Source organism: Joostella atrarenae (genome assembly GCF_021764745.1).
GTDB classification, from domain to species: Bacteria; Bacteroidota; Bacteroidia; order Flavobacteriales; family Flavobacteriaceae; genus Galbibacter; species Galbibacter atrarenae.
Genome location: NZ_JAETXX010000001.1, coordinates 457,276 through 480,664 on the forward strand (window position 1 = coordinate 457,276; position 23,389 = coordinate 480,664).

24 protein-coding genes are annotated in these 23,389 nt (G+C 29.7%); 15 read left to right on the forward strand and 9 right to left on the reverse strand.

What is annotated here, in order from left to right; translation table 11 throughout:
* Window positions 1–30: 30 nt before the first annotated feature.
* From JM658_RS02020 to JM658_RS02030, 3 genes are read left to right on the forward strand one after another with little or no spacing between them, the layout of a single operon-like run.
* Entirely contained in the window at window positions 31–1,713 is a 1,683-nt protein-coding gene (locus tag JM658_RS02020) for an ArnT family glycosyltransferase (protein WP_236957556.1), read from the forward strand.
* Window positions 1,713–2,375 (forward strand): DUF4271 domain-containing protein, encoded by a 663-nt coding sequence (locus JM658_RS02025; protein WP_236957557.1) that lies wholly within the window; start codon window positions 1,713–1,715, stop codon window positions 2,373–2,375. Before JM658_RS02020 ends, JM658_RS02025 begins: the two co-directional genes overlap by 1 nt.
* Before the next feature lie 9 nt (window positions 2,376–2,384).
* Window positions 2,385–3,131, forward strand: coding sequence for a uroporphyrinogen-III synthase (locus JM658_RS02030; RefSeq protein ID WP_236957558.1), 747 nt, complete (start codon window positions 2,385–2,387; stop codon window positions 3,129–3,131).
* A gap of 104 nt (window positions 3,132–3,235) precedes the next feature.
* Here the strand turns inward: JM658_RS02030 and pckA are convergent, their stop codons facing one another.
* Together pckA and JM658_RS02040 are read right to left on the reverse strand one after the other, a co-directional pair.
* Window positions 3,236–4,846: a phosphoenolpyruvate carboxykinase (ATP) gene (pckA, locus tag JM658_RS02035; protein WP_236957559.1), complete on the reverse strand. Its 1,611-nt coding sequence runs from the start codon at window positions 4,844–4,846 to the stop codon at window positions 3,236–3,238.
* Between the two features lie 139 nt (window positions 4,847–4,985).
* Entirely contained in the window at window positions 4,986–5,375 is a 390-nt protein-coding gene (locus JM658_RS02040) for a DUF423 domain-containing protein (protein WP_236957560.1), read from the reverse strand.
* Between the two features lie 76 nt (window positions 5,376–5,451).
* On the opposite strand from JM658_RS02040, the gene JM658_RS02045 reads away from it, so the two are divergent.
* The gene (locus JM658_RS02045; protein WP_236957561.1) at window positions 5,452–6,822 is read left to right on the forward strand and encodes a saccharopine dehydrogenase family protein; all 1,371 of its coding nucleotides are present in this window, start codon (window positions 5,452–5,454) and stop codon (window positions 6,820–6,822) included.
* Between the two features lie 33 nt (window positions 6,823–6,855).
* On the opposite strand, the gene JM658_RS02050 is transcribed toward JM658_RS02045, so the two are convergent.
* The gene (locus JM658_RS02050) at window positions 6,856–7,239 is read right to left on the reverse strand and encodes an iron chaperone (protein WP_236957562.1); all 384 of its coding nucleotides are present in this window, start codon (window positions 7,237–7,239) and stop codon (window positions 6,856–6,858) included.
* Between the two features lie 105 nt (window positions 7,240–7,344).
* Between JM658_RS02050 and JM658_RS02055 the strand changes: the two genes are divergently transcribed.
* Window positions 7,345–8,445: an esterase-like activity of phytase family protein gene (locus JM658_RS02055; protein WP_236957563.1), complete on the forward strand. Its 1,101-nt coding sequence runs from the start codon at window positions 7,345–7,347 to the stop codon at window positions 8,443–8,445.
* A 112-nt stretch (window positions 8,446–8,557) separates the two neighbouring features.
* Here JM658_RS02055 and JM658_RS02060 read toward each other — a convergent pair whose 3' ends face one another.
* Window positions 8,558–9,061 carry a DUF456 domain-containing protein gene (locus tag JM658_RS02060; protein WP_236957564.1) on the reverse strand — a complete coding sequence of 168 codons (504 nt, stop codon included), beginning with the start codon at window positions 9,059–9,061 and terminating at the stop codon, window positions 8,558–8,560.
* Window positions 9,062–9,283: 222 nt separating this feature from the next.
* Between JM658_RS02060 and JM658_RS02065 the strand changes: the two genes are divergently transcribed.
* The 6 genes from JM658_RS02065 to JM658_RS02090 all read left to right on the forward strand — a co-directional run bounded on the left by JM658_RS02065 (window position 9,284) and on the right by JM658_RS02090 (window position 13,721).
* A complete protein-coding gene (locus JM658_RS02065; protein WP_236957565.1) occupies window positions 9,284–9,643 on the forward strand; it encodes a BlaI/MecI/CopY family transcriptional regulator in 360 nt (119 codons plus the stop codon).
* 6 nt (window positions 9,644–9,649) lie between these two features.
* Window positions 9,650–11,050 (forward strand): M56 family metallopeptidase, encoded by a 1,401-nt coding sequence (locus tag JM658_RS02070; RefSeq protein WP_236957566.1) that lies wholly within the window; start codon window positions 9,650–9,652, stop codon window positions 11,048–11,050.
* Between the two features lie 3 nt (window positions 11,051–11,053).
* The gene (locus tag JM658_RS02075) at window positions 11,054–12,190 is read left to right on the forward strand and encodes a tetratricopeptide repeat protein (RefSeq protein WP_236957567.1); all 1,137 of its coding nucleotides are present in this window, start codon (window positions 11,054–11,056) and stop codon (window positions 12,188–12,190) included.
* A gap of 76 nt (window positions 12,191–12,266) precedes the next feature.
* Window positions 12,267–12,743 carry a hypothetical protein gene (locus JM658_RS02080; protein ID WP_236957568.1) on the forward strand — a complete coding sequence of 159 codons (477 nt, stop codon included), beginning with the start codon at window positions 12,267–12,269 and terminating at the stop codon, window positions 12,741–12,743.
* A 70-nt stretch (window positions 12,744–12,813) separates the two neighbouring features.
* A complete protein-coding gene (ruvC, locus tag JM658_RS02085; RefSeq protein WP_262911714.1) occupies window positions 12,814–13,371 on the forward strand; it encodes a crossover junction endodeoxyribonuclease RuvC in 558 nt (185 codons plus the stop codon).
* Window positions 13,368–13,721 carry a hypothetical protein gene (locus JM658_RS02090; RefSeq protein ID WP_236957569.1) on the forward strand — a complete coding sequence of 118 codons (354 nt, stop codon included), beginning with the start codon at window positions 13,368–13,370 and terminating at the stop codon, window positions 13,719–13,721. The genes ruvC and JM658_RS02090 overlap by 4 nt, the downstream gene beginning before the upstream one ends.
* A gap of 152 nt (window positions 13,722–13,873) precedes the next feature.
* On the opposite strand, the gene rpiB is transcribed toward JM658_RS02090, so the two are convergent.
* Together rpiB and JM658_RS02100 are read right to left on the reverse strand one after the other, a co-directional pair.
* Window positions 13,874–14,308 (reverse strand): ribose 5-phosphate isomerase B, encoded by a 435-nt coding sequence (rpiB, locus tag JM658_RS02095; RefSeq protein WP_236957570.1) that lies wholly within the window; start codon window positions 14,306–14,308, stop codon window positions 13,874–13,876.
* A 715-nt stretch (window positions 14,309–15,023) separates the two neighbouring features.
* Window positions 15,024–15,266, reverse strand: coding sequence for a DUF2007 domain-containing protein (locus JM658_RS02100; protein WP_236957571.1), 243 nt, complete (start codon window positions 15,264–15,266; stop codon window positions 15,024–15,026).
* Window positions 15,267–15,809: 543 nt separating this feature from the next.
* Between JM658_RS02100 and rnr the strand changes: the two genes are divergently transcribed.
* From rnr to JM658_RS02120, 4 genes are all read left to right on the forward strand, one after another.
* Window positions 15,810–17,999, forward strand: coding sequence for a ribonuclease R (gene rnr / locus JM658_RS02105; RefSeq protein ID WP_236957572.1), 2,190 nt, complete (start codon window positions 15,810–15,812; stop codon window positions 17,997–17,999).
* A gap of 149 nt (window positions 18,000–18,148) precedes the next feature.
* The gene (locus tag JM658_RS02110) at window positions 18,149–18,823 is read left to right on the forward strand and encodes a head GIN domain-containing protein (protein WP_236957573.1); all 675 of its coding nucleotides are present in this window, start codon (window positions 18,149–18,151) and stop codon (window positions 18,821–18,823) included.
* Between the two features lie 194 nt (window positions 18,824–19,017).
* Window positions 19,018–19,701, forward strand: a complete 684-nt coding sequence (locus tag JM658_RS02115) for a LysE family translocator (RefSeq protein WP_236957574.1) — start codon at window positions 19,018–19,020, stop codon at window positions 19,699–19,701.
* The gene (locus JM658_RS02120; protein ID WP_236957575.1) at window positions 19,673–20,101 is read left to right on the forward strand and encodes a DoxX family protein; all 429 of its coding nucleotides are present in this window, start codon (window positions 19,673–19,675) and stop codon (window positions 20,099–20,101) included. The genes JM658_RS02115 and JM658_RS02120 overlap by 29 nt, the downstream gene beginning before the upstream one ends.
* Here JM658_RS02120 and JM658_RS02125 read toward each other — a convergent pair.
* From JM658_RS02125 to JM658_RS02135, 3 genes are all read right to left on the reverse strand, one after another.
* A complete protein-coding gene (locus JM658_RS02125; protein WP_236957576.1) occupies window positions 20,088–21,557 on the reverse strand; it encodes an AsmA family protein in 1,470 nt (489 codons plus the stop codon). The two genes, JM658_RS02120 and JM658_RS02125, sit on opposite strands and share 14 nt — an antisense overlap.
* Window positions 21,558–21,688: 131 nt before the next feature.
* A complete protein-coding gene (locus JM658_RS02130; protein ID WP_236957577.1) occupies window positions 21,689–22,201 on the reverse strand; it encodes an OmpH family outer membrane protein in 513 nt (170 codons plus the stop codon).
* A 209-nt stretch (window positions 22,202–22,410) separates the two neighbouring features.
* The gene (locus JM658_RS02135) at window positions 22,411–23,283 is read right to left on the reverse strand and encodes a class I SAM-dependent methyltransferase (RefSeq protein ID WP_236957578.1); all 873 of its coding nucleotides are present in this window, start codon (window positions 23,281–23,283) and stop codon (window positions 22,411–22,413) included.
* Between the last annotated feature and the right edge of the window lie 106 nt (window positions 23,284–23,389).

A 23,389-nucleotide genomic window follows, 5' to 3' on the forward strand; every position in this document is an offset into this window, starting at 1 on the left:
CGTATTTTTACCTATATCTAGAAAATTGTTATGATTGATAAGGCACTTTCAAATAAAATAATCTTTGCTTTTGTATTAATAGTTACGCTTATTAACCTTGTTCAAAGTGCATATACAGGTTTAATATTCGATGAAGCTTACTATTGGTATTTCGCTCAAAACTTAAGTTGGGGTTATTTTGATCATCCTCCAATGGTTGCACTATTAGTGAATATTGGAACTCATATTTTTGATGGTGAACTCGGAGTTAGATTGGCATCTCCATTTTTATATGCTGCTAATGTGATTTTATTGTGGTTGTTAATAGATACAGACAAAAAATATAAATATACGTGGCTTTACATAGCTTTTGTAAGTAGCGTTGGTTTAATGACAGCCTACGGATTTATGATCCTTCCTGATACGGCTTTACTTTCTTTTAGCTTACTTTTTTTATGGGCTTATAAACGTTTTCTTACTAAGGAAGATCTTCTTTCTGTTCTTGTTTTAGGTATTAGTATGGCCGGAGTAATGTATTGTAAATATCATGGGATTCTCCTTATTGGTTTTGTATTTATCTCTAATCTTGCCATCTTAAAAAAAGGAAAATTCTGGTTAGCAGTAATCGTTTCTTTATTACTTTATACACCTCATTTATTATGGCTTTATGAAGTAGATTACGCTCCTCTAAAGTATCATTTATTTGAACGTGCTAATAGCGCTTACAGAATTAAGTTTACAACAAATTATTTAGTAAACTGTATTGCAGTTGCTGGATTAGGATTTCCACTTATGTATTGGGCCTTTTATAAATTTTCTTCTAAAAATAAGTTTGATAGCGCCTTGAAGTTTTTAGGATATGGCGTTTTTATATTTTTCCTTTTTTCAAGTTTTTCTAGAAAAACACAAGCACAATGGGTAATTTTAATGGTAATTCCATTAATTATTTTTTCTCTAAGATATGCTTATATGCATACTAAATACAGAATATGGCTTTTTAGAATTAGTATTTTCTCTTTAGTATTAATATCTTATTTAAGAATTGCGCTTATTTATCAGCCAATATCTCCACTTAAATATGAATCTTATGGAAATAAAGACTGGGTTACAGAATTAAAAGACAAAGTGGGTAATGTTCCTGTAGTTTTCCATAATTCTTATAGAGACGCCGGTATGTATGGTTTTTATTCTGACGGAGCAACTGTTTTTTCTTCTAATGACTTAGATGCTAGACAAAATCAATTTGATTTAGATAGTTCAGAATTTAAAGTACGAGGAAAGAGAGTAGCATATCTTACTGGAAATCATAAATATTTAATAGATTCTACAATCTCTGTAATTAGAGAGTTTAAAGAACATAAAATTCGAGGTACTTTTATAGACAATCTTAAAACTTATAAAAAAATGAAGATTGTAATTCCTCAAAATACTTTTAATAATAAGATTCCGTTACATTTTTCTGCTGAATTATATAACCCTTATAAAGAAACTATTCCAACTGATTCATTGAAATATGCAGCCGTGTTTTATGATAAATATAAAAGAGATATTAAGAAGTTTCCGTTACTAGTAGAAACCTCTTCAGAAGCTATAAAACATGATGAAACAGTAACTCTCAATATAAAAATTCCAGATACAGTTACAATTCCACCAGTTACATATTTTAGAATGGGAATTATTAATAACGGAGCATATGCTGGATTTCAAGGGGAAATGATAAAGCTAGATAAGTAGTGAACGAAGTTTTAAGACATACCAATTTTCATACTACAGAAACGATATTGCTTTTTTCTGCACTATTGAGTTTATCAATTGCTAAGTTTATTAATGAGCAGAAGTTTCAAGCGTTTATATTGCTATTTGTTAATTACAAGTACTTAAAAATTTATAGTAAAGAACCCAATCAATCTACCAGTGTTTTTAATTTCTTTTTGTTTATCCCACAACTTGTATGCTTTTCTCTAATTGTTTGGATTACTATAGATTACTTAAAAATACCATTCACATTGAACCCAATGTTGATATTACCGTTTCTTTTTCTATTCGTACTTTTTAAATTTTATGTAGAGAAAATTATCGCAGCAATTTTTGATATTATTCCATTTGTTGAAAGCTTCCATTTTCATAAAGTTACGTACAGAAATCTATGTTCCTTAATTTTACTGCCTTTAATTAGTTTATTCATTTACAGTGATTTAAGAGGTAACATTATGTTTTTTTTAATAATAGCTGTTTTTCTTTCGTTGAATCTTATTTCTACAGTCCTTATATTAAGAAATCATCAAAAATTAATAGGAAAATATTTATTTTATTTTATTTTGTATCTTTGCACGCTAGAAATAGCCCCTTATTTGATACTAATAAAATTTTATTTTATTGATAAGGCTTCAAACTAACGGATATTTATGAAAGTTAAGACAATTTTAGTTTCACAACCAGAGCCAAAAGTGGAAAATTCTCCTTACTTAAGGCTGGTTGAAAAGCAAAAAATAAAGGTTGATTTTAGACCTTTTATTCATGTAGAGGGAGTAAATGCAAAAGAAGTAAGACAGCAAAAAATTGACTTAGCACAGTTTACAGCTATTGTTTTGACCAGTAGAAATGCTGTGGATAATTTCTTTAGAATTGCTGATGAAATGCGATTTAAAGTCCCAGATTCGATGAAGTATTTTTGCCAATCGGAAGCTGTTGCATACTATTTGCAAAAATATGTTGTATACAGAAAGCGTAAGATTTATGTTGGTAAACGTACTTTTCAGGAATTAGCGCCTATTATTAAGAAGTATAAAGACGAAAAGTTTTTATTGCCTTCTTCAGACGTATTAAAACCATTAATTCCTGAAACATTAAACGAACTAAAAGTAGATTGGAAGCGTGCAATTCTTTACAGAACTGTAATAAGCGACCTTTCTGATCTTAGAGATGTTTATTATGACATTCTAGTTTTCTTTAGTCCTTCTGGAATAGAATCTTTATTAAAGAATTTTCCAGATTTCGAACAAAACGATACTAGAATTGCAGTTTTTGGAAACACAACTGTAAAAGCTGCTACAGAAGCAGGTTTAAGAATCGATATAGAAGCTCCAACTCCGGAGACACCTTCTATGACCATGGCTTTAGAAAAATACATTGCTAAAGCTAATAAGAAGTAAAACGTATTTTACATACCAATAAACAAAAAGCCTCTGGAAATCCAGAGGCTTTTTTACTAACTATTTGGCAAGCTTCGAAAGGTTTCCCTTCCTATAAAATAATATCAAACCAAAGGACCGCCGTCCTTTGTCTCTTTATTAGCATAAGACGCATACTTTTTAAAGTTATCTTTAAAAGCTGCTGCTAACTGATGTGCTTTTTCATAATAACCCACATCATTATTCCATGTTTTTCTTGAACTCAATATTTCATCTGGCACATTAGGACAAGTCCTAGGCTGTGCTAAACCAAATACCGAGTGAATATGATAATTCTCTTTATTTATCTCTCCTAATTCGTTGTTCATTGCGGCAGTAATCATTGCGCGCGTATATTTTAAAGCCATACGCTTTCCTACACCATAAGGACCGCCAGTCCAACCTGTATTAATTAGCCATACATTTACATTAGACTCCTTCATTTTCTCACTTAGCATCTCAGCATAGGCTGTTGGGTGTAATGGCATAAAAGGCGCTCCAAAACACGCAGAAAACGATGGCACTGGCTCATTAACTCCTGCTTCTGTACCAGCTACTTTTGCTGTATATCCAGAAATAAAATGATAAGCTGCTTGACCGGGTGTTAACTTAGCTATTGGAGGTAAAACTCCAAATGCATCAGCAGTTAAGAAAAATATATTCTTAGGAGTAGTTCCTACAGATGGTTTCTGTATGTTTTTAATATGATTTATTGGGTAACTAACTCTTGTATTTTGAGTAATTGAAGTATCATTAAAATCAACTTCCCCATTTGCATCTAAAATAACATTTTCTAGAAGTGCTCCTTTCTTAATAGCGCCATAAATATCTGGCTCATTTTCTTCTGATAGATTGATTACTTTAGCGTAACAACCTCCTTCGAAATTAAATACACTATCATTTTTTGTCCATCCATGCTCATCATCTCCTATAAGTTTACGCTTAGGATCTGCTGAAAGTGTAGTTTTACCCGTACCAGAAAGACCAAAGAAAATAGAAGTATCTCCTTCTGGCCCTACATTTGCACTACAGTGCATTGGTAAGGTGTTTTGATATACAGGAAGTAGGAAGTTTAAAGCTGAAAAAATCCCTTTTTTAATCTCACCAGTATAACCAGTTCCTCCAATAAGAACAACTTTCTTTGTGAAATTAAGAATAGCAAAATTCTCTTGTCTTGTTCCATCAGTAGCAGGATCTGCTTTAAATCCAGGCGCATTGATAACTGTCCATTCTGCATTAAAGTTTTCTAACTCGCTATTTTTAGGTCGTAGAAACATATTATAAGCAAATAGATTGCTCCATGGATATTCATTGATAACACGAATATTTAGCTTGTAATTCTCTTCTGCACAAGCGTAGCAATCGCGAACATAAAGTTCCTTTTCCGATAAGTAATTGGTAACTTTTTCTTGAAGGGCGTCAAATTTATCAGCATCAAAAGGTAGATTTATATCTCCCCACCATACTTTATCATTTGTAATGTCATCTTTTACAATAAATCGATCTTTAGGAGATCGTCCTGTAAATTTACCAGTATTAATAGCTAAAGCTCCAGAAGAGGCTTCTTTCCCCATCCCTTTTTCTAAAGTGATGGCGTGCAATTCTTCAGGACTTAATTGATAATTAACCTTGGCATTTAGAATTCCGTACTTTTTTAACGAAATCGTTTGCGTAACAAGTGTTTTGTCCACCGTCATTTTATTGTATTGTTGTTAGTAGCTAGCACAAATGTAAAAAAAATATCCAACTACAACGTTTGAGTTTAGAGTTTTTTATCAATTTATGAGCATATTTAACGCTAAAGCAAAATTTTACTTAACGTTTATCAAAAAAGTATCAATTAATCTTAAGGCGGATGAATTTAAAGATTAAAATTCCCCAAGAGATAATAAGCAGTGTTCCACCAATTGGAGTAACAAAACCTATCTTTTTAAAATCGAAAGAAGTTAATGCATTGGTTGCCAATCCATATATAGAACCTGAAAATAAAATAATTCCTATTACAACAAGATAGAGGATGGTGTTTTTTGTACCATTACTTAAAAAAGAGCTCCCTCCAACAAATAGAAGAAGTAACGCGTGGTACATTTGGTATTTTACACCTGTTTCAAACGTTTTTATTGCTTCAGCATCTAACGCATTTTTCAACGCATGAGCTCCAAAAGCACCTAATATCACTGCTAAACATCCTAATACTGCTCCTGCAACTAATAATCCCTTATTCATAATTCTTTAGTTATTTAATTGTTATACTTATAACATTTTAATACATTAGTGTGAAATAATTATATATAATTCTCTTATGCGTACTATCTTATTAATCGGTGCTGGAAAATCAACTTCCTATTTGCTTAAGTTTTTAATTGAAAAAGCAAATACGGAAAAGCTACATATTCTAGTGGGGGACATCAATTTAGACAATGCTAAAAGCTTGCTTAAAGAACAGCCCAATTGCACTGCCATAAAATTAGATATTTTTAACGAAGAGGAAAGGAAAAATGCTATAAAAAAAGCAGACTTGGTAATCTCTATGCTGCCGGCAAGATATCATATAGAAGTTGCTAAAGACTGTTTATTGTATGATAAAAATATGGTTACAGCTTCTTATGTAAGTAAAGAAATGGAAGCTTTGGATGATGAGGTAAAAAAGAAAGGACTTATTTTTTTAAATGAAATAGGGGTAGATCCAGGGATAGATCATATGAGTGCCATGAAAGTGCTAGATAATATTAGAAACAAAGGTGGCAAGGTAATATTGTTTGAATCTTTTACTGGCGGATTAGTAGCTCCAGAAAGCGACACCAATTTATGGAATTATAAGTTTACTTGGAACCCTCGTAATGTTGTTGTAGCAGGGCAGGGCGGTGCAGCTATGTTTATCCAAGAAGGGAATTATAAATACATACCATATCATAAACTTTTTAGGAGAACAGAATTTTTAGAGATTGAGGGTTATGGAAAGTTTGAAGGCTATGCAAACCGAGATTCTTTAAAATATAGAACTGCTTATGGCCTAGATGATGTGTTAACATTATACCGTGGAACCATCCGTAGAGTTGGTTTTTCTAAAGCTTGGAATATGTTTGTTCAATTAGGGATGACAGACGATACTTTCACTATTAAAGAGTCTGAAAACATGTCTTATCGTCAATTTGTAAATTCCTTTTTACCATATTCACCTACCGATGCGGTGGAATTGAAACTGCGCCATTACTTAAAGATAGATCAAGATGATATTATGTGGGATAAATTAATGGAGCTCGATTTATTTGATGATACAAAAAAGATAGGAATAAAAAATGCAACGCCTGCTCAAGCATTACAAAAGATCTTAGAGGATCATTGGTTACTCGATGAAACCGATAAAGATATGATTGTAATGTATCATAAATTCGGATATATTTTAGATGGTAAAAAGCATCAAATAGATTCGAGTATGGTTACTATTGGTAAAGACAAAACGTATACAGCTATGTCAAAAACTGTAGGATTACCACTAGGAATCGCAGCATTAAAAATTTTAAATAAAGAGATTACTGCAACTGGAGTTGTAATTCCTATTCATAAGGATATTTATGAGCCTGTTTTATCAGAATTAGAAAATCACGATATTAAGTTCATTGAAAAAGATGTTCCATACATGGGTTACAATCCTAATAACGTAGCTGGATAAACAAATATCAAAAAGCTTTATTCGTTATTAATTTTAGTCTTTTAATAAATTCATTCGGTAGCTAATCATTTCTTTAATTAGTGTTTTTGGCAGTGGTTTATTTATAGGGAACTGCACAGAGCCTTTTCCTTTTTTAAATCCGATTAATGCGGAATCAAATTTTTCCATTGTTGTTGGATGAGGATACAATCCTACATGATTTTTATAGCCTGCAATCATAATTTGCTGTTCTCTTTTACCTCCCTTTATCAATGCATAGGCTGGAATATTATAATTTATTAATTCTGTAGCATCTGGTGCAACTTCTAAAATACATTCCCTTAATTCTCTTAGGACTTGCTTGGTTTCTTTAGGCAAAGCATCAAAATAAGCTTCCACCGTAATTAATGCCTTTTCATCATTATTTTTATCATTCATTTTCAGTAAATTATTTATAATTCATATTTATTTCTTCACATTACATATCATTAAAAATAAATCAAATTCAATTATCTTGCAGCCTAATATCAATAAACCGATTTGATGATGAGAATAAGAAATATCTTATTTACCTGCTTTATAGCTTTATTAGCTAGTTGTTCTTCAGTAAAAAATAAACCTACTGCAGACACAAAATTGAAGTTTTTAGATGAATATATTTTCCCTGCAAGTGTAGTAATTGCAGATGCTGAGGTTGGTGGACTCTCTGGAATTGATAATTATAAAGACAAATATCTTTTAGTTTGTGACGACTCTAGAAATCCAAGGTTTTATACTGCTGAAATTAATATCAATAATAAGAAAATAGATACCGTTATTTTTACTGATGTTACTTTCTTTAAACCTGATGATCCCTTTACTGAAACCACATTTTTAGATTTAGAATCTATCTTATATCATCCTGAAGAAGATGCTGTTTTAGTTTCTAGTGAAGGTAGTATTAATACTAGTAGAGACCCTTCTATTTTTAAAGTTACGGTAGATGGTAGCTTTGTTAATAGCTATGAAATCCCTTCTTATTTTTATGCTGAAAGCGAAGCTAAACCTCGACATAATGGTCTTTTCGAAGGATTGACGAAGAGTGTAGATAATAATGGTTTCTGGGTAGGAACAGAATTACCATTAGAAACTGATGGAGAAGAGCCAACTACAAAAGAGAATTATTCTCCTGTAAGAATTACCTATTACGATTGGAAATCGGAAAAGCCTAAATTTCAATTTATATATCCGCTTGATAAGATTGAAAAAGCACCGAAAGGAGACTTTGCTGTAAACGGACTTTCTGACTTATTTGCGATTTCTGATAAGAAATTTTTAGTATTGGAGCGTTCCTATTCCTCAGGTTGGGGAGATGAGTCTAACGGACTTAAAATATACGAGGTAGACGCTTCTAAGAGTGAGAATACATTGGATACTCATAACTTAGCTGAAAACAGATTAAAACCAGTAAGTAAAAAGCTTGCTTTCGATTTAGAAAGCATTAGAAAAGGATTACAAGAGAACACAATTGATAATATCGAAGGGATTTGCTACGGACCAACACTTCCAAATGGAAATAAGACTTTGATATTGATTTCCGATAATAATTTTAATTCCTTGAATCCGCAGATAAATCAGTTTTTATTATTTGAAATTGTAAAGTAGTAAGCATTCAGTTTTTTAAAAAGCAATTAAAAGTTAAAATAGATAATAGTCATGCTAAGTGGAGTCAAAAACAATATCATACTCTGTATGTTTAACTTTCTCTACTTAGCACTTAAAACAATACACTTTTATACTCCCAGACTTTAGCTACAAAAATTACTAAAAAGGCTAAAGCCACTATTAACTTTAAAAAAGTTCCTGTTAAAAAGCCAAGGAAAGATCCAAAAGCTGCTTTTAGTGCTGTTTTACTATCTGCTTTATTTATAAGTTCTCCTATAAAAGCTCCTACAAAAGGCCATATTACAATTCCGAATAATCCTAGAATTGGAAAAACTATAGACACAATAAGACCAACCGTTGTGCCTATCATTCCATATTTACTTCCTCCAAAACGTTTGGTACCAGCAACGGGGATAATATAATCGGCAATAACAACAGCAATGGATATAATAAGAGTTATTCCCAACATCCACCAATCGTTTGGGATTACTTTTGTAAGATATAATAGTAATAGACCAACCCAACTTATTGGCGCGCCTGGAAGTACAGGTAAAAAGCTACCGAGAATACCTGTTATAACACATAAGAATCCGATAACGACAAGAAAAATATCCATAAGTCTTATTATTTATAAAACTAATATACGGAGTATTTGTTACATTTTTTATAATGCTACACCCTTCCTATAAAGCTTATAAAAACGTTATATATTCCCTAAAAGTATATACAACATATTACACCGAAAATAAAGAAGATTCATTTTTTATAACTATAAAATTAGTTTAAACTAAATATTTAGTTATATTTGTTTTAATAATTCAACTAAAAAATTAGTTAAATGAAGCAACTTACAAAAGCAGAAGAAGAAGTAATGCACATATTATGGCAATTAGAACGTGCCAATGTTGCTGCCATCATAAAAGAATTACCAGACCCGAAGCCGGCATATAATACGGTTTCTACCATTGTAAGAATCTTAGAAAGTAAAGGTTTTGTTGACCATGAACAGGAAGGGAAGGGATATATTTATTTTCCTCTTACCAAGAAATCAGAATACAGTAATCAATCAATCAACAAATTGGTTGATGGTTATTTTCAAGGTTCATTTAAAAGTATGGTATCATTTTTTGTAAAGAAAAATGACATCAGTTTAAAAGAAATGGAGGCTATTTTAAAAGAAATGGAAAACGAAAAATAGATAATTATGAATTACATTATCCAAACCATCGCATTTCAATTGTTGTTTTTAGTTATTTATGATTTCTTCCTTAAAAAAGAAACATTTTTTAACTGGAATCGCGCTTACTTACTGCTAACACCGGCATTATCTATTGTTTTACCGTTTATACAATTAGAGAGTTTTAAAACCACTGTACCTCAAAATTATGTGTTTTTACTTCCTGAAATAGTACTTACACCAAATAATAATTCAACAACGGTTGTTGAATATTCTCTTGTACCGTCCTTGAATTTTTGGCAATGGATGTTGATCTGTGGAAGCTTACTAAGTTTAGTATGGTTTTCGTATAAATTAATACAAATCTATCTTCTTAAAAAGGAAGGCGACACCCGATATTATAAAAATTATACCCGTATAGCTGTTAATAAAGACGATACTGCATTTTCATTCTTTAAAAATATATTTATAGGGAAATCACTTTTAAAGAAAGAACATCAACATATTATAGAGCATGAGTTGGTTCATATCAAAGAAAAACATTCGTTAGATCTTTTATTTTTTGAAGTGTTACGAATATTATTTTGGTTCAATCCACTTATTTATATCTACCAAGCTAGAATTACCGAATTGCACGAGTTCATCGCCGATGCAAAAACTGTTAAGAACAATAAAAAGGAGCATTATCAACTGTTATTAGAAGAAGTTTTTAAAACAGAAAGAATCTCCTTCATCAATCAATTTTTTAATCATTCATTAATCAAAAAACGAATCGTTATGTTACAAAAATCAAAATCTAAAAAAGTATGGAAGCTCAAGTATCTATTAATGATACCATTAGTTGTAGGTATGCTTTTTTATACGTCTTGTGAAAAAGAAGAAGATAGTGTAGTTACAGAAAAACAACTTTCTATTGAAGAACAAGTTAAAGAATTACAAGCAGCTATAGAAAGTTCAGATGAAGAATTGTCTCCAGAACTAAAAAAGAAGATATTTTCATTGGCTCATACAGCACGAAAAAATGATTATACCACTTCTGGTAAATTTGATGCAAGTAAATTTGATGAAGATGACGACATTCCATTTACAGTAATCCCGGTAAAACCAATGTTTAAAGATTGTGATGGCGTTTCTGATGAACAACAGTTTGATTGCTTTAAAGAAAAATTAGACAATCATGTAAGAGCTACATTTAAATATCCTCAAGAAGCACAAGAAGCTGGTATCCAAGGAAGAGTATATGTATTATTTAGGATTAATATAGATGGAACTGTAAGTGTTACAAACTCACGCGCACCATCAGAAATTTTAGATGCGGAAGCAAGACGTATTATTGAATCTTTACCAACTCTTATTCCTGGAAAAGATGAATCAGGGACTGCACGCCCAGTGACATTTGCATATCCTATTGCATTTAAATTGAAATAAAAGATGCATAAAAACATCATTTATATTTTACTATTTAGCTTTATAAAAGTTGGGGCACAAGCTCCAACTTTTGCTTCTGCAGAAAATGAATATAAAAAAGGAAATTATGCATCTGCAATAAATTTATATTCTAAAACCCCTACAATAGCATCTCAATTACAAATTGCAAGAGCTTATAATGCACTAGGAAATTATGATAAAGCAGAAAAGCAATACCTAGAAACAATAAAATTAGATTCTACATTATTTGTTGCACAGAACGAATTAGGGAAGTTATATTTTAAAATTTCAGCTTTTAAAAAAGCTAAAATGGTATATTATAGTTTATTTACAACCGACAAACCAAATCCTTTTTACTTATACCAACTAGGACTCTTGGAAGACATTGAAGGAAAGCCTTTTCAAGCTATTAGCTTCTTTAAAGAGAGCTATAAATTAGATAGCACAAATATTAAAAATATCTATCAAATAGGGAAACACCATTTAATACAAAGGCAATTAGATTCGGTTCATAAATATGCTAATATTGGTTTAAAAATAACTCCAAATTCGATTGATTTAAATAATCTTAAAGCATTGGCTTATTATAATAATGGAGAAAAGGAACCTGCTATTCCTTATTTCGAAAAACTAATAGAATTAAATCAACACAAAACATATATCTATAAAAATTTAGCCGAATGTTACCAATTTGTTTGGAAGTATGATGAAGCCTTTGAGTGTTATAAAAAAATAATTGAAATAGATAGTGGTGATCCCGACGGTTATCGTGGTTTAGGGAAGCTTTATTGGCGCGAAAAAGAATATGATAGTGCTAAAATTAATTATAAAACAGCAATCGCTATTCAAAAAATAAATTTTAATAATGAATACACAGCATTGGCACAAATAGCATTGGATGAGAAAGATATAAAACTAGCTATAGATTACTATAAGAAGGCTTATGCTCAAGATGATAAAAACTATTTTACGCTGTACAATGTTTGTTTTTATTCTGATAAATATTACAAAGATGCCGGTTATAGGCTTCAATTGTTTGAAGATTTTATAGATAAATTTCCAAACAAAAAATTCTATAGTGAATATGCAAAAAAAAGAATTTCAGAATTAAAGGAAGAGGTTCATCTTACTGCTAATTAATAAAAATAGCAGCTAAAGCTTCATTTTTTCCCAATTACCCTAAAAAAATTGTAATTTTCGGCTTTAAAGTATTTTCATGCAGAAGTTTGGGGTAATTCTTTTTTGCTTATTATTAGTTTCTTGTGAGCTTTTTACTTCAGAAAAAGAAGCGAAAGAAGAGATTATAAAAAGGGAACGACAGAGTATAAATTGGAACGATGTCGATCAATACCCGCTATTTGAAAATTGCGACGAAACAGACGATAGAAATACGCAACGTATTTGCTTCCAAGAGACTTTTACCAATCATTTTTTAGCTACGTTAACTAACAATCATTTAGTTACACACAAAAATCTAAACGATACTATAAACGTACAACTTCTTATTGGTAAAGAAGGAAATGTTACTATACTTCAGATTAAAAAAAATAAAAGAGTTTCTAAAGAAATTCCAGAAATAGATACGCTAATTGCACATACCGTAGAAACGCTACCGCGTGTATATCCTGCGCTAAAAAGGAACATTCCTGTAAATATGAAAATACAGCTCCCAATTATCTTAAAAGTGGAATAGTTTACATAGATAATAACTAGCTTTGTGGTGTACTAAAATTATCCTCTTTTAGGATTTTAAAAAATAAAACTTGTCTAAAAAAGAACGTATTATATTAGGAATAGACCCAGGAACAACAATTATGGGATTTGGTCTTATTAAATGTATAGGACCAAAAATGGAACTGATACAATTAGACGAATTGATTTTAAAAAAGTACACTGATCATTACTTAAAACTTCAGAAAATTTTTGAACATACCATAGGAATTATAGAAGCACATCATCCTGATGAAATTGCTATTGAAGCTCCTTTTTTTGGTAAAAATGTTCAATCGATGCTTAAATTAGGTCGCGCACAAGGAGTAGCAATGGCGGCAGGATTATCCAGGCAAATTGCAATTACAGAATATTCGCCAAAGAAAATTAAAATGGCAATTACAGGAAGCGGAAATGCAAGTAAAGAACAGGTAGCCAAAATGTTACAAAGTTTACTGAGTTTAAAAAAATTACCCGATAATTTAGATGCTACCGATGGATTGGCAGCTGCTGTTTGTCATTTTTATAACAGTGGAAAAATAGCTACAACCAAAAGTTATTCTGGTTGGGATGCATTTGTAAAACAGAATGAAGCACGCGTTAAGAAATGAAATTTGATTTTATAAACAGTAATCAGCTTTTAGAAATAGCTTCTGAAGAAAAGCTTTATGATAAATTAATCTTTCAGCTAAATAAAGATTTAAAACTTTCTAATTTGGAAGAAGAATTTGGAAGTTCTATTTCTCCTGAAAAATTAAAAAGAGATCTCCATGAACTCATTTTTATACTTATAAACGATCGTTTTGCCGATTATTTGAATTTTTTATACATAATAGATGTTTCTGAAAATGAAATAAAATCTTTAGATGGAAGTGATGTCGTTAAACTTTCTGAAGAGGTAACCTTTTTAGTACTTAAACGCGAATGGCAAAAGGTTTGGTTTAAAAATAAGTATAGTTAATTAAACCTTTTTTGAAGTGTAAAATAGCTGAGTTGCTGAAATTATCTTATTTCAACAACTCAGTAGAAAAATAAATCTTAAAACGGGATATTACTACATAAATAGTAACGATTTAATTCAATATTCATCGAATTAAAAAAATCTATATGTTATTAACAGTGTAGCGATATTTTATCAATTCTATTTTGATGTCTTCCTCCTTCAAATTCAGTATTTAAAAAGGTTTCTACCATTTCTATAACTTGTTGTATTGCTGTAAAACGAGCAGGAACACAAAGAATATTAGCATTGTTATGTGCTCTTGTTAAAGCTACAATCTCTTTTGTCCAGCATAAACCTGCACGAACATCAGCGTATTTATTTGCCGTCATTGCAACACCATTTCCACTTCCGCAGATAAGAATTCCGAAATCTACTTCTTTATTATGTACCGCTTTTGCAACAGGATGTACAAAATCTGGATAATCTACACTAGAAGCTTCGTCTGTACCAAAGTTTTCTACTTCAATATTCTTTTCTTTTAAGTATTTTACAACTGCAAACTTATAGTCAGTCCCTGCGTGATCGTTACCGATTGCTATTTTCATGTTTTTCGTTTTATATTAACAAAGGTAATAAATAGTAAACTACCTCACAGCAAGCCTGCTAGGCATTATTTTAAAAAATAAATTGATTTTAAATTCTTGCTAAGACCACAGTTTTCATAATTATAAACACCGTTGTTAACTTAAATTCATAATAAGATAACAGTCAGTTAATTATAAAAACATACTAATTGTTGATATTTATGTGGTGAAATCTATCAACTAAATTTGCATATATGATAAGTAGTTTCAATTTGTAAAATTAATTGAATTATGCAAGTTGAAAATGTATTTTTTAGTTGACATTTCATTAACTACTTATCAACACTTATTAACATAAAACTGGGGTGCTACTTATTAAAAATTCTCTGTTAATTGAGTTATTGACAACTGTGAACGAAATCTTAAAATTTGTTCTTTTCCAATGCTTTATAAAAATATAAGTTGTTAATAGCTTTTTATAAGTTGGGATAATTAAAGACAACTAACAAACTACAATAAAGTTTTGCTACATATAAACACACTATAATAGTCACCATTTAATTTTAAATTTATAAAAAAGAAAAAGATATATATGTTAATAGAGTTAATAACTAAAACTGATTTTAAGTTTTTCTATTTTTAAAAAGAAGAAAATCTATTTTTCTGAATATTGAAAATGAAAAAAAAATTGATTGTAATTTTACAAAAAGTTTAAAGTAAAAAAGATGACGCTTAATTAAACTATTTTTAAGTTTGTATCTGGAGTATCCAATTCTTTTATTAATTCTTTTACGTAGTCTGCGTAGTCAACATGAACGCGTAGTTTAATTCCACCGAGGGCATTAGAGTAAAAGGGAGAAATACCAATCATCGTTTCATTTTCAAAAAAGAAAGGTATCTCCTCATCTATAAGTAAATACTTAAGAACAAGATATTCATGAGGATATGTGTATGTAGCAACTAAAACAAAATTTTTCATTCTGATAAAAATTAACTTGCTAATTGATTTTTTAAATCTTGCCTTACTATGATTCCAAACATTATAAAATTATTTAATTTTAATATTTAAAATACATCAATAGAAGTAGTTGACTTAAATATAGGTAAAATTTTCTTTTAAAATATAGAATTTATATCCCAAAAGGTGTATTAATATTTTGTAGCTTAGTTAGTATTAGAAATACATTTAAATTAATAACTAGCACGTTATTAACAACAGTAATCAGTTTTATAAAATTTCTTTATTTAAAGTATCATTTATAGTCCTTGCAGTTTCCAAATGTTCCTTTTTTTCCAAAGAATAATTGATGTAACCAGCAAACGACAAAATCCCTGCCAAGAAGACAAGAATAAAGAAGATTAATATTTTATAAAATTTTTTCAATGTTTAACAGAATGATTACTATTTATATAGACGACGCAAAAGTAGTATTGTTACACAATATTTAATAAAACTTTAACTTTTAAAATTAATTAGAGTACTACTATAATAATTTGTACTTTACTTGAAGAATTAATATTTATGACGAAAAAGAAAAAAAGAGCCCTAAAGCATAAAAAAAATGAACTTACAAAAGGGATCTTTACTGTACTAGAAAGTAATAGAGATCAGAGTTTTAACTATAAACAAATAGCTGCTAAATTGGATATTAAAGATACCGAAGGCAGAAACTTATTGATTAAAAAACTAGGGCAGTTAAAAGATAAAAAAAGAATTGAAGAAGTAGAAAGAGGAAAATATAAAGCATTACCTTCTCAAAACTATCACGAAGGTGTGGTAGACATGACTGGAAGAAATAACGCCTATGTTATAACAGACGATTTAGATTCTGATGTTTTTGTACCTTTTAATCTATTAAACAAAGCCCTTCATGGCGATGTTGTAGAAGTTTATGTTTTTCCACGTAGAAGAAGTGGTAAAAAGATGGAAGGGGAAATTACTAAAGTAATAGAACGTAAGAAAACTACTTTTGTAGGAATCGTTCAATTACAGAAAAGTTTTGCATTTGTAAAACCTACAGATTTTAAAATGTATACCGATATTTTTGTTCCTAAAAATAAAATTGGAGGAGCAGAAGATGGTGATAAAGTTATTGTAGAAATTGAAGATTGGCCTAAAGATACAGATTCTCCAAACGGAAAAATTGTACAAGTTCTAGGTAAACCAGGTGAACATGATACCGAGATTCATGCTATTCTAGCAGAATATGGATTGCCTTATACTTTTCCGGAAGAAGTAGAACATTATGCTAATAAGTTAGATACTTCTATTACAAAAGAGGAAATTTCTAAGCGTAGAGATATGCGTGATGTTCCTACTTTTACAATAGATCCTAAAGATGCTAAAGATTTTGATGATGCCTTATCTTTTAGAATTTTAGAAGATGGAAATTATGAAATAGGGATCCATATTGCCGATGTTTCTCATTATATCGATTTGGATTCTGTTCTAGAAGAAGAAGCTTATAAACGAGCTACTTCTGTATATTTAGTGGATCGAGTAGTGCCAATGCTTCCTGAGGTTTTATCTAATAATGCTTGTTCTTTAAGACCTAATGAAGAGAAACTTACCTTTTCTGCAGTTTTTAAAATGAGTAAAGATGCTAAAGTTTTAGATAAGTGGTTTGGAAGAACTGTAACCTATTCTGATAGGCGTTTTGCATATGAAGAGGCACAAGTAATGATAGAAAATCAAAACAATATTGTTCCTGCTGATATTTCTCTTACTGGAGAAACTTATGAAGTAGAACAGCATATTTCTGATGCTATTATTACATTAGATAATATGGCCAAACTGATGCGTTCTCGACGTCTTTCTGCTGGTGCTATTTCTTTTGATAAAGTAGAAGTTAAGTTTGAACTTAATGATGAAAGTGAACCAATTGGAGTTTACTTTAAAACTACAAAAGATGCCAATAAACTTATTGAAGAGTTTATGTTACTTGCCAACAGAAAAGTTGCTGAATATATAGGTAAGCAGAAGAAAACATTTGTTTACCGTGTACATGATGAGCCAGATGAAGAGAAATTAATGACTTTACAAGGAGTTATTTCTAAATTTGGATATAGTATAGATATGAAAACTAAAAAGGCTGTTACAAGCTCTTTAAATAGTTTATTAGAAAAAGTGCAGGGTACTAAAGAACAGAATTTGGTAGATACGCTTACTATTAGAACAATGAGTAAAGCAGTTTATACAACCGATAATATTGGACATTATGGTTTAGCTTTCGATTATTATACGCACTTTACATCGCCAATTCGTAGGTATCCCGATGTTATGGTGCATCGTTTATTACAGCATTATTTAGATGGCGGTGCTTCTGTAAATGCAGAAACTTATGAGGAGAAATGTAAACATTCTTCGAGTATGGAATACCTTGCAACTAGCGCCGAACGAGATTCTATTAAATACATGCAGATTAAATTTATGGAAGGTCGTTATGACGAAGAGTTTATAGGTGTTATTTCTGGAGTTACAGAATGGGGAATCTATGTAGAACTTATCGACAATAAATGTGAGGGTATGATCCGTACAAGAGATATTAAAGACGATTATTATGTTTTTGATGAAAAGCAATATGCTTTAGTAGGGGAACGTACCAAGAATATGTATCAATTAGGGGATGAAGTTTTCGTTAAATTGAAAAATACAGATCTTGTAAAAAGACATTTAGATTTCGAACTTACAGGTAAGAAAATTAATAGTTAATTAATTCCATCGGCTATTAACATTTTTTATCATTTTAAATTTCATATTCCAGTTAATAGTAGGTTATCTTTATAAAACTAAATTAAGTTCCAATAGCTATTGTTCATTGGGATTTAATTATAACTAATAAGTGGAATTAAAAATTAATTATGAAAAATATAATTTTAGTAAGTGTTTTATTTTTAACCTCATTAGCATTTTCTCAAGACAATGTTACGAAAGAGCTTGGAGACTTTCACGAAGTTAAAGCTTATGATGGTTTGTCGATAACTATTAAAAAAGGTGATAAAAACAAAGCCGTTATTTCGGGTAAAAATTCATCAGAAGTAATTTTTGTTAATAAAAACGGTAAGTTAAAAGTACGTATGAATATTAACGAAGTCTTTAATGGTTATAAAACTTTTGTTGTTCTCTATGCAAAAGATTTAATTGATGTAATTGACGTTAATGAAAATGCTTTTGTTACAGTAAAAGATAATATCGAACAGATAGATTTAGAACTTAGAGCTCAAGAAGGTGCTAAGATTGAAGGAGATATAAAAGTAGATCGTTTAAAATCTAAAGCCGTTACTGGTGGTGTTATTACTTTAACTGGTGTTGCAAAAAATCAGGAAGTAGATGTTAATACTGGAGGTAGATTTGAAGGTTCAGAATTAATTTCCGAGCAAACAGATGTAGATGTAAAAGCTGGTGGTATTGCAGACGTGCACGCTACACAATTTGTAGATGCTAAAGTTAAAGTAGGAGGAACTATAAACGTTTCTGGGAAACCTAAAGTAATAGAAAAACAAACTTTTGTTGGTGGTACCATCAATGAAGAATAAGTAGTTACCAATATAAATAGTATTTAAAATCATCATAATTGCTAATAAGTTATGATGATTTTTTATTTTTACATTATAATTTTACCCTTAGCAACCAATTCTTAATTTAACTGTTATTCGATACCTTATTTTTTAAAAAATTTAGGTAGTTAATTACTTCCAGTTTCTAGCTGGAGTTTTTTAATTTATTTTTAATGATAGAAGATGTTTTTAAAGCAATACCGCTCGGAATCCTTTTGGCATTTACCATTGGTCCAGTGTTTTTTGTTTTATTAGAAACTAGTGCAATTAAAGGATTTAGAGCTGCCATAAGTTTTGACTTAGGAGTTGTATTGGGTGATATAACTTTTATTTTAATTGCTTATTACAGTACCAATAAAATCCTGCATAAAATTAAGGACGATCCTTCTTTATTTATTTTCGGCGGAATTTTATTAATTACCTACGGAGTTATTTCTTTTATAAAATGTAAAAGCGATTATAAAAAAGATATCCGTAATGCAATCAATCAAGTGGTTGTAAAACGTAATTATTTCAAACTTTTTCTTAAAGGTTTTCTTCTGAATTTTATCAATGTTGGAGTACTTGGTTTTTGGCTAGGAATCATTATAATTTTTGGTCCTAAGTTAGAAATGAATGATGATCGAATTTTTGTATTTATCAGTACAATACTTATTACATATTTAATAGTAGATTGTATTAAAATATTATTGGCAAAGCAATTACGTAATAAGCTAACACCAAAACGTATTTTTAAAATTAAAAGAGTAATTAGTTTAATTCTCATTCTATTTGGCTTTGTTTTATCATTACAAGGCTTTTTCCCGGACGAAAAACAAAAGATAGAGAATGTTATCGAAGATATTAGAAATCGTTAATATGGACGCTTATTTTACCCTTTTACCAATTATAGGACTATTACTCTTTATTGCGATTACTTTTTTATTTAGTTTTTGGGATAAAATCTCTGATTGGAATGGTAATCTAACATTTTTAAGAAGTCATTTTGCTAAAACTTCCGTCGTTCCTTTGTTGCCATTCACACTTTTAGTTATTACTATTTTGGAATTTGTAGCTGGAATTTTCGCTTTGTTAGGAATCTATTATTTATTCTCAGATCATTATTTTATTGCAATCTTAAGCTGTATACTATCTTTAATTGTATTGTTCATTTTTTTAATAGGACAAAGAATAGCTAAAGATTTTGATGGCGCTATGAAGATTACAGTTTATATTATTCCTGTAGTTTTTTGCCTTTATTTACTTACTTCAATATAGACTGAATAGTTCCTTCTTTTACACAAAGCCAGAAGTAATTAAAGAAAGATTTTTGTTTATTACGTTTTACTTCAATTGGCACTTTTGTATTTTCTTTCTTTGAATTTCCAACAAAAAGTTTAGCAATTCCTGTAAAGAATTTATTTACGATCTTTTCATTCTTCCGTAAGATGGTTACTTTAAAATCATCATATTTTAAGTTGAAAGTTCCTGTTGCAACATTTTCATTTGCACCAATATCAAAAACAATACTTGTAATAGCTCCCTTTGTAGTTACATTCATATTCGGTTCTATAAAATCATTTATTTTTTCAGCATTTAAATGTTTCATATTTCCGTGTAGTGTAAAGTAATCTGCTGTGTTGTTAATATCAAATTTCCATTGTAAGTGAAAATCTGCATCTCCCATAAATTTAGAAGTTATATCTATAAAAGTACTTCCATTTCCTTCTATGGTATTAACATTTTTTATTTTACTATTCACATTCGTAAATACAATGCTTCCAGGTTCATCATAATTTTTAACCCTTTCTTGGTATTCAATTCTAGACTCTTCAATGGTTATACTATCTACAATTAAATCAAAAGGTAATTCTCTTAATGCTTTGCTGTAAAGTGGTTTATATTTTGTTGGTTCTGGAAGTAATTTATCTTTATAAACTTTTAAATCAGCATTTATTATTTTAATTTTTTCTACTGCATAAGAGTTTTCATTTGTATTTCTTTTGTAGTTGTTAACAACTAAAGAATCAACTACTAAATCTATCCAATCTGTTTGTACGCTTACTTGTTTCTGAAGTTCTTCTTTTGTATAAAGCGTTTTAATAGCAACAGTTCCAGTATTTATATTTTTTTCGTCAACTACAGCTTTATTTATTTCAAAATCTTGATAACTATTAATTGGAAGTGTGAGTTTATCAAAAGCTATTTTTAAATCATCATAATTAAAAGGTTTTTCTTCTGCTGAAGTGTCTACCGTTAGATTTTTAAGCTTGACATTTATATTAGAAGTAGTAATAGGTTTTTTATCCGTAGCAGATTTATAGCTAATGTTAGTGCTATCTATTTCTATTTCATCAATCGTAAATTGTAGTTGCTTTTTTTGTTTTGTGCTATCTTTTAATTTTTTCTTATTCAGATTAAAATCACCTTTATTAATAGCAACCTTTCCTATGTTTATATTTTTTTTATTGAATAGGAGCATAGGGGAAATGTTAGAAACAGTAACTTTTTTTATGGTACCGAAATCACTTCCCTTTGAAAATATTTTTATAGAATCGAAGGATACAGATCTGCTTAATAAACTAACATCAACGTTTCTAACTTTTATAGAAAAATCAGAATCGTTTTCTATTAGTTTCTTCTCTATAAAATTACCCAACATATAGTTTCCAATAATAACTGCAATAGCTAGAATTCCTATTATTAGTAAACTGATTTTTATAAATTTTCTCAACTATAATTTTCTTGGTTAATCTAGTTTCAACTTAAACAGATATAATCAAATGTTTAAGCAGTCAATTGAAGATACAAAAAAAGACGCTTCATAGAAGCGCCTTAACTTTTTGTTGTGTATAATGTTACTAATTATTTAGCTTTATACTCGTCGTTTAATGCTTTTAAAACTTCATCAGTAATATCTTTCGATTCCTCTCCGTATAAAACACTCCCAGCATCATTAGCTCCTAATACAAAAGTATATCCTTTATCTTTACTGTATCCTTTTACAAAATCTCTAACTTTATTAATTAAGCTATCAATTTCTACTTGACTCGCTTGAGAAATTTTTTGCTCTTCTAATTGAAGTTGTTGAGCAACACTTTGTCTTTTTTGCATCAAAGCACTGTATTTTTCTTGAGCAACACTTTGTGCTAATTTATCAGCTTGCGCTTGGAAAGCTTGTGCTTCTGCTTGAAAAGCTTGAGCAACACTATCAGCTCTTTTATCAAAAGTTTCAATCTGACCTTTGTATTTTGCTTCGATATCAATTTTCTCTTGATACTCATTTATCAATTTCCCATTATCTACAAATGCAATTTTATTTTGTTGACAAGATATAGTTGCAAAAGCAACAGCAGCGATTAAAAGTATTTTTTTCATTTTTATGTAATAAAATATTGTTTCGAACAAAAATAGGAAAGTAAATGGATTTTTAACTTTTTTCTCTATCGATTGTTTGGTATAAGATTTTATTATGGTAATTTTTTTGTTTATAGATTTACCTTATAAATAAGACCCTTTTTATTTTTATTTTAAAGAGGTTTTATAAAATCCACAACAACTATACCTATTGATAACACAAAAAGCTCTTAAATAGCTTTAAATTCGTTTTTATTACCTTTTTTGGATATATATATTAAAGATGAATACTCTCCAGAGGATTTTGCTTTCCAATTTGATTTTAGACCAATAAAAAAAGCATTTATAAGATTTGATGTTCCACGTTTTATTTTTTCTGAAAGTATACTTACATAAAATGAATCAAATATTAAAGGTAAGATTTTTACTACAAAAATATTTTTATTCTTTAAAACAGTTTTCATTGCTGATTTATTAAAATGCCATAAATGACGTGGAACATCATAAGCAGCCCAATCCTCTTTGTAATATGTTGCATCATAAGAATTGTAATTTGGAACAGCTATAATTAGAATTCCATTTTCATTTAGCATTTCGTAAATGGAAGATAATTGATAATCTAAATCATGTACATGTTCTAATACATGCCACATCATTATAATATCATATTTTTTTAATGGAAGATCTTCTATTTTTTCAACTACTTTATTTCCTTTTTTAATCGATAATTCTCTCGCTTGTAAATTTGGTTCTGTACCATAACACTCAAATCCTTTTTTACAATATGAAATTAAATCGCCAGTTCCGCTTCCAATATCTAAAACTGTTTTTGCTTCTGGATGATTTTTTTTCAGTAAATCGTATTTCTTTTTAAGCGAATATGATTTTACTATTTGATAGATTTTATCAATAAAAGTTTTCTTTGAATCTGTATGAGAAATATAATTTTCACTTTGATAATACTTACCAATTTCTGAAGAGGATGGAGTAGGGGTTGTTTTTAAAAGTCCATTTATATTGGTTGTAATAATAGTAAAATCTTCTTGAGTAACAAGATGATCTTTTGCCTTAATATAGATACTATTGTTAATTATTTTTTCCATAAAGATTTAAAAGCTGCAAGATAATATTTATTGTTTTAGCATGTATTGTCGACTGTAATTTTATTAAAATAAAAAGGGTTCCACGTGGAACCCTTTAAAATAATTA

Coding starts and splice junctions, on each gene's coding strand:
- JM658_RS02050 (WP_236957562.1), bottom strand. CDS start 7,239: ATGAATGATAAAAATAATGATGAAAAGGCATTAATTACGGTGGAAGCT.
- JM658_RS02065 (WP_236957565.1), top strand. CDS start 9,284: ATGAAGCAACTTACAAAAGCAGAAGAAGAAGTAATGCACATATTATGG.
- JM658_RS02040 (WP_236957560.1), bottom strand. CDS start 5,375: ATGAATAAGGGATTATTAGTTGCAGGAGCAGTATTAGGATGTTTAGCA.
- JM658_RS02070 (WP_236957566.1), top strand. CDS start 9,650: ATGAATTACATTATCCAAACCATCGCATTTCAATTGTTGTTTTTAGTT.
- JM658_RS02130 (WP_236957577.1), bottom strand. CDS start 22,201: ATGAAAAAAATACTTTTAATCGCTGCTGTTGCTTTTGCAACTATATCT.
- JM658_RS02100 (WP_236957571.1), bottom strand. CDS start 15,266: ATGAAAAATTTTGTTTTAGTTGCTACATACACATATCCTCATGAATAT.
- JM658_RS02120 (WP_236957575.1), top strand. CDS start 19,673: ATGTTATCGAAGATATTAGAAATCGTTAATATGGACGCTTATTTTACC.
- JM658_RS02075 (WP_236957567.1), top strand. CDS start 11,054: ATGCATAAAAACATCATTTATATTTTACTATTTAGCTTTATAAAAGTT.
- JM658_RS02020 (WP_236957556.1), top strand. CDS start 31: ATGATTGATAAGGCACTTTCAAATAAAATAATCTTTGCTTTTGTATTA.
- JM658_RS02090 (WP_236957569.1), top strand. CDS start 13,368: ATGAAATTTGATTTTATAAACAGTAATCAGCTTTTAGAAATAGCTTCT.
- rpiB (WP_236957570.1), bottom strand. CDS start 14,308: ATGAAAATAGCAATCGGTAACGATCACGCAGGGACTGACTATAAGTTT.
- pckA (WP_236957559.1), bottom strand. CDS start 4,846: ATGACGGTGGACAAAACACTTGTTACGCAAACGATTTCGTTAAAAAAG.
- JM658_RS02060 (WP_236957564.1), bottom strand. CDS start 9,061: ATGGATATTTTTCTTGTCGTTATCGGATTCTTATGTGTTATAACAGGT.
- JM658_RS02030 (WP_236957558.1), top strand. CDS start 2,385: ATGAAAGTTAAGACAATTTTAGTTTCACAACCAGAGCCAAAAGTGGAA.
- JM658_RS02115 (WP_236957574.1), top strand. CDS start 19,018: ATGATAGAAGATGTTTTTAAAGCAATACCGCTCGGAATCCTTTTGGCA.
- JM658_RS02045 (WP_236957561.1), top strand. CDS start 5,452: ATGCGTACTATCTTATTAATCGGTGCTGGAAAATCAACTTCCTATTTG.
- JM658_RS02110 (WP_236957573.1), top strand. CDS start 18,149: ATGAAAAATATAATTTTAGTAAGTGTTTTATTTTTAACCTCATTAGCA.
- JM658_RS02135 (WP_236957578.1), bottom strand. CDS start 23,283: ATGGAAAAAATAATTAACAATAGTATCTATATTAAGGCAAAAGATCAT.
- JM658_RS02055 (WP_236957563.1), top strand. CDS start 7,345: ATGATGAGAATAAGAAATATCTTATTTACCTGCTTTATAGCTTTATTA.
- rnr (WP_236957572.1), top strand. CDS start 15,810: ATGACGAAAAAGAAAAAAAGAGCCCTAAAGCATAAAAAAAATGAACTT.
- JM658_RS02080 (WP_236957568.1), top strand. CDS start 12,267: ATGCAGAAGTTTGGGGTAATTCTTTTTTGCTTATTATTAGTTTCTTGT.